The sequence below is a fragment of the Robiginitalea sp. genome (assembly GCF_049588695.1).
Taxonomy (GTDB): Bacteria; Bacteroidota; Bacteroidia; order Flavobacteriales; family Flavobacteriaceae; genus Robiginitalea.
This window is the reverse complement of the sequence record NZ_JBAVZJ010000211.1, coordinates 1-4,881: the sequence shown is the minus strand read 5'-3', so window position 1 is coordinate 4,881 and position 4,881 is coordinate 1. Positions and strand designations below refer to the sequence as shown.

The following is a 4,881-nucleotide window of genomic DNA, read 5'->3' as shown; positions in this document are numbered from 1 at the left end:
TAGTCAAATTCATAGTTTTGGTAACCCTGACCTTACTGAAAATGCTATTTTGAAGGTAGCATCGCGGCATAAAAATTCAATTTGAGAAACGCAGTCTGGACATGAGGTGTAATTTCAGTTGCAGATGATATCAGGGCGTGCCTTTTAAGCCTGTTTATAACCACGTTGACAACTTCTGACCCTTACACTGCCCACCTCTTTCCTTTTGGGTAATTTTAAACAAAACGAATTCAATATGAGTTCCCGTTCCCAGGATTTGGTCCGAATCAGGCCAGATCTATCCCAAAAAATCAGGGTGACCTCAGATTCTTCAAATGATGAATCTTTTCAGAACACCACCCTGAGACCCGTAATTAAATTCCAAAATGACCTGTTATTGGCGGCATTCCGAAACTATGTGGTAAAACACAAAGGACATTTCTTTGAAATAGGTCAGGAAAAGCAATTCAAGTACATTGAGAATGCGATTCAAAAGGACATTAAGTTCCGAAATTCACTCAAGGGCATGCTCATCGGCCAATTTACCGTCGAGGAATACGAACGCTATATTCAAAGTTCTTCGGCCCTGAACAAGCGCATGATGCAAATGGTTATCGAGCGATTAAAGGATCAGTTGCAACTGTTGCACCCCGCCTCAGTCCAATATTGATTCCCCATCGAGATTTGTAGTTAGAATTTCGCTCATCAGATCGAAAAATGGCCTGATCTCCCGGTAGGATTCAGCTACTGTGTTTAAAAAATGCTTGTTTTGTACTTCTGCATCGGAAAAACCCCGGGTAAAAATAAATTGCTTTTTTCGAATCCACTCAATATTCGGGTGTTCCCGATCGAATCCCTTGGGCGCTGTTTTTACTGCATCCCCCTGTAATGGGCCCCATACCGACTGAAAACCCGGTTCAGTAATGACCCGATTAAGGGCTTCGACATCTTGTTCGAATTCCTTTCGGATTCTGAGCAAATCCCCCTTGTTGGGATCCCAGAAACCACAAGCCATAAAGGATTCTCCGGGTCGTATTCGCAAATAATAGCCCCCGCGACGCTCGGCACCCGCTCTGGAAAAGGAAAGTGCAAAATGAGGCTTATACGGGGTTTTATCCTTTGAAAAGCGCAGATCCCTGTAAATTCGGAACAACTTGGTCCTATCGATGGCATCGTGACTCTGCAAGTCGGCTCTGAGGGCATCGCTGAAATCCATTACCTCCGTCCGGGCTACATCGTAAGCTGCCCGATGTGATTCAAACCATTCTTTATTGTTATTTTCTCTCAAACCTTTTAAAAACCCAAGTGTCTTTGCACTAATACCTGTTACTTTCATTGGAATGGCATTTACTCAGGTCTTGCTTAATCTCAACTATTTTAGACCTGTAAAGCCTTAAAGTTAACTGTTTTTCAACACCTCTGCACGGATTATTAAATACCTTTGAAAGGTAAGCAACACCAGCTATGAAATTAGATGAAATCATCACTGAAATTAAGGCCTGTAAATCTGAAAACCCTTTGCGTTTCCGTTTGAAGCGCCTGATGGAATCTTTTACAGATCGCCTTTTCCTAACACTTTTCGACTGTGAAACCTCTGTAAATAAGGAAATTGGAAACCTTGAAGATGAATTCGAGGAGATTCTTCTGTTGTGCGGGTGGGAGGCCAACCCCCCTTGCAGGGATTTGTGGAGAACCTATATGGCAGAGTTGCCCGAAATTCTCAGGATGTTGAAACTCGATGCAGAAGCTATTGCCGAATGCGATCCGGCCTCAAATTCGCGGAGGGAAATTTACCTGGCCTACCCCGGGTTTTATGCTACGGCCATATACCGGCTGGCACACCCTTTTTACCGATACGGTTTGCCATTGTTACCACGGTTAATGACCGAATACGCCCACAGACAAACCGGAGTCGATATCAACCCCGGAGCCCAAATTGGAACTTCCTTTTTTATAGACCACGCGACAGGGGTAGTCATTGGAGAAACAGCAATCATTAGAAATAACGTAAAAATTTACCAGGGGGTGACCCTGGGGGCCCTCTACGTGGCCAAGGAGCTCCAGAAAACCAAAAGGCACCCGACTATTGAAGACAATGTTACCATTTATGCCAATGCGACCATTTTGGGAGGAAAAACGGTTATCGGTGCAAATTCTGTAATTGGGGGAAATGCCTGGGTCACAGAATCCGTAGCGCCTAATTCAAAGGTCTATCACAAACCAGAAATTCACATTAAAACGGAAGAAGATGCCCTATGATTTGATTGATCTCGTGGGAAAGACCCCATTGGTAGCTTCCAGAAGCCTTCTCGTGAAGCCCGGCGTAACCCTGCTGTTTAAGTTAGAAGGACAAAACCCGGGAGGGAGTGTAAAGGACAGGGCCGCCCTGAATATGATTCGTACTGCCCTGGAGGCCGGACGTATTACAAAAAGGACTAGGCTGGTTGAAGCGACCAGCGGGAATACAGGGATTGCCCTGGCTATGATTGCACGTCTGTACGGTATAGAAATAGAACTTATCATGCCTGAAAACGCCACCAGGGAACGGGTTCAGACTATGCGGGCCTATGGCGCCAAAGTCACCCTGACAGCGGCTGCCGGGGGAATTGAAGGCGCCCGGGATATGGCCGAGCTACGGGTGCAACAGGAAGGTTTTGTCATGCTGGATCAATTTTCAAACCCCGATAACTGGAAGGCCCATTACAAAAGTACGGGCCCGGAAATCTGGAACGACACCCATGGGAAGGTGACCCATTTTGTTTCCTCAATGGGTACAACGGGAACCATCGTGGGAACTTCTTCTTTTTTGAAAGAAAAAAACCCCGAGATTACCATAGTTGGGGTCCAGCCCGATGGGGATTCTTCGATTCCCGGAATTCGCAAATGGCCAAAGGCATATCTGCCAAAGATTTTCGACGCCTCCAAAGTAGACCGGATCATTGAAGTCAGCGCTACTGAAGCGCGGGAGACGGCTAGGGACCTGGCCTCAAAAGAGGGAATATTCGCGGGAATGAGCAGCGGGGGGGCAACCGCAGCTGCCCTTAAGCTCGCAAAAGAGCTCAAAGAAGGGATAATTGTCTCGATTGTTTGTGACCGCGGGGATCGATACCTGTCCTCTGATTTATTTGAATAAAAAAACGCCCGAAGGCGCTTTTCTAGTCTAATATTTGAAGTGGGATATTATGCGTGAACAGGTTCCTTTAAAAATTCGGAATCGGAACGGTTCCATGCTGCAAGCATCCAACTCGTCTTTTCCAATTCCCGTATATAGGCACCTATTAAGTCTATAGTCCCTTCATCTCCGGCCTTTTCTGCCTTTTCTGTAGTGTCGTACATTTTCGAAATCAGCACCTGGTGGGCCTGGAGAATATCCCTTACCATTTTTGTGTCCGGAAGGTTTGATTCAGACTCCTTGAGCGTAGCACTTTCCAGATACTCGCTTAAATTGCTCATTGGGCGGTAGCCGAGGGTGAGTACCCGTTCAGCGATTTCGTCAATTTTAGTTCGGGCATCTGTGTACAATTCTTCAAATTTATCGTGGAGTTCGAAGAAATTACGTCCGTGAATGTTCCAGTGAAAATTTCTTAATTTTTGATAATAGAGATGATACTCAGCCAGCAATTCATTGAGGGAAGCGCTGACAATTACTAAATCTTCATCTTTATTTTTCAAATAATTCATATTGTATAAATAGGGTTTTAGAGAGAAGGCAATAACCTTCCATTGATTAAACTTACACTATACAATATATTATTTATTATACTCTATACCAGATATTTAACAATTTTAACTGTTATTAAGAAAGTTTATAGTTTGTCACAGCCAGTCCTTCCGCTTGAAATAGACTGCTAAAAGGATAAAAACAAAGAACATCACCCCAAGGATAGCGTAATACCCGTACTGCCAATCCAACTCGGGCATGTTCTTAAAGTTCATGCCATATATGCCCGCAATAAATGTAAGGGGAATAAAGATCGTCGCCATTATGGTCAGTACCTTCATGACCTGATTCATCTTATTACTCACATGGCTCATATAAAGTTCCATGAGACCAAAAGCCATTTCCCTTTGGATATGGAGGGTTTCGTTAATCTCGATGGTATGGTCCAGGATATCCCGGAGAAAAATCCGGGTATCCTTTGATATCAAATGGGATTCTGTTTCTATGAGTCGCGAAACGAGTTCCCTGACGGGAGCTATCCATTTCCGGACCTTGAGGATGTCATTTCTCAATTGTTGAATTTCATAAACCGTTTCCGGTTTCGGATCGGTATAGATGACTTGTTCCAGTTGATCCAACTTTGTTTCCAGAGCATCCAACACCATAAAATAATGATCTACCACCGCATCGATTAAGGCAAAAAACAGGTAATCCCCTCCCCGGCTCCGGATTCTTCCAGAGTGTTGCTCGAGCCTCTCCCGAACGCCATCGAATACGTCATCATCGATTTCCTGATATAAAAACACCCGCCCCTCTTTTAAAATAAGTGCCATGTGCTCCTTAACAATCTGGTCTGATCCATTTAAATAGAGCATTTTTAAAATCACAAAAATGTGATCTTCGTATTCCTCTACTTTGGGCCGACTCTCTGTATTGACAATATCCTCCATCACCAGAGGATTCAACCCGCTGAGGCCGGCCAGTTGTCTCATCGAAGTTTCATCGCTCAGACCGATCGCAGTAAACCACAGGGTTTGATGGGTTAAATCACTGAGATCCATCTTTTCGCCGATTTCGAGCTCCTGGCGTAATATTTCCTTATCGTCATAAGCTATCAGTACAACCCTTGATTTTTCTTCCTTTCGATGCCCAATGTAGGTAACGGTTCCCGGAGCTTTACCCAACTTAACGCTGCGCTGGCTTTTAGGAGTTGTTTTAATAAATTGAAAAGGGGACCTTTT

At 44.4% G+C, this 4,881-nt stretch carries 6 protein-coding genes; 3 read left to right on the top strand and 3 right to left on the bottom strand.

The window, feature by feature from the left end:
- The first annotated feature begins 235 nt into the window (after positions 1-235).
- The gene (locus WBV75_RS05050; RefSeq protein ID WP_424119558.1) at positions 236-649 is read left to right on the top strand and encodes a glyoxalase; all 414 of its coding nucleotides are present in this window, start codon (positions 236-238) and stop codon (positions 647-649) included.
- Here the strand turns inward: WBV75_RS05050 and WBV75_RS05045 are convergent.
- Positions 635-1,315, bottom strand: a complete 681-nt coding sequence (locus WBV75_RS05045) for a DUF2461 domain-containing protein (protein WP_424119557.1) — start codon at positions 1,313-1,315, stop codon at positions 635-637. The two genes, WBV75_RS05050 and WBV75_RS05045, sit on opposite strands and share 15 nt — an antisense overlap.
- Before the next feature lie 128 nt (positions 1,316-1,443).
- Here WBV75_RS05045 and epsC point away from each other — a divergent pair, with 128 nt between their 5' ends.
- Both epsC and cysM read left to right on the top strand, forming a co-directional pair.
- On the top strand, positions 1,444-2,238 hold the full coding sequence (gene epsC, locus WBV75_RS05040) for a serine O-acetyltransferase EpsC (protein ID WP_424119556.1): 795 nt from the start codon (positions 1,444-1,446) through the stop codon (positions 2,236-2,238).
- On the top strand, positions 2,228-3,112 hold the full coding sequence (cysM, locus tag WBV75_RS05035) for a cysteine synthase CysM (RefSeq protein ID WP_424119555.1): 885 nt from the start codon (positions 2,228-2,230) through the stop codon (positions 3,110-3,112). The genes epsC and cysM overlap by 11 nt, the downstream gene beginning before the upstream one ends.
- 47 nt (positions 3,113-3,159) lie before the next feature.
- Here the strand turns inward: cysM and WBV75_RS05030 are convergent, their stop codons facing one another.
- Together WBV75_RS05030 and corA are read right to left on the bottom strand one after the other, a co-directional pair.
- On the bottom strand, positions 3,160-3,660 hold the full coding sequence (locus tag WBV75_RS05030; protein WP_424119554.1) for a Dps family protein: 501 nt from the start codon (positions 3,658-3,660) through the stop codon (positions 3,160-3,162).
- Positions 3,661-3,795: 135 nt separating this feature from the next.
- Positions 3,796-4,881: magnesium/cobalt transporter CorA (gene corA, locus WBV75_RS05025; protein WP_424119553.1), on the bottom strand; the 1,086-nt coding region annotated here is incomplete at its 5' end.

Bases quoted from the DNA above. Each gene is read 5' to 3' on its own strand.
- WBV75_RS05050 (WP_424119558.1), top strand. From the start codon at position 236: ATGAGTTCCCGTTCCCAGGATTTGGTCCGAATCAGGCCAGATCTATCC.
- WBV75_RS05045 (WP_424119557.1), bottom strand. From the start codon at position 1,315: ATGAAAGTAACAGGTATTAGTGCAAAGACACTTGGGTTTTTAAAAGGT.
- epsC (WP_424119556.1), top strand. From the start codon at position 1,444: ATGAAATTAGATGAAATCATCACTGAAATTAAGGCCTGTAAATCTGAA.
- cysM (WP_424119555.1), top strand. From the start codon at position 2,228: ATGCCCTATGATTTGATTGATCTCGTGGGAAAGACCCCATTGGTAGCT.
- WBV75_RS05030 (WP_424119554.1), bottom strand. From the start codon at position 3,660: ATGAATTATTTGAAAAATAAAGATGAAGATTTAGTAATTGTCAGCGCT.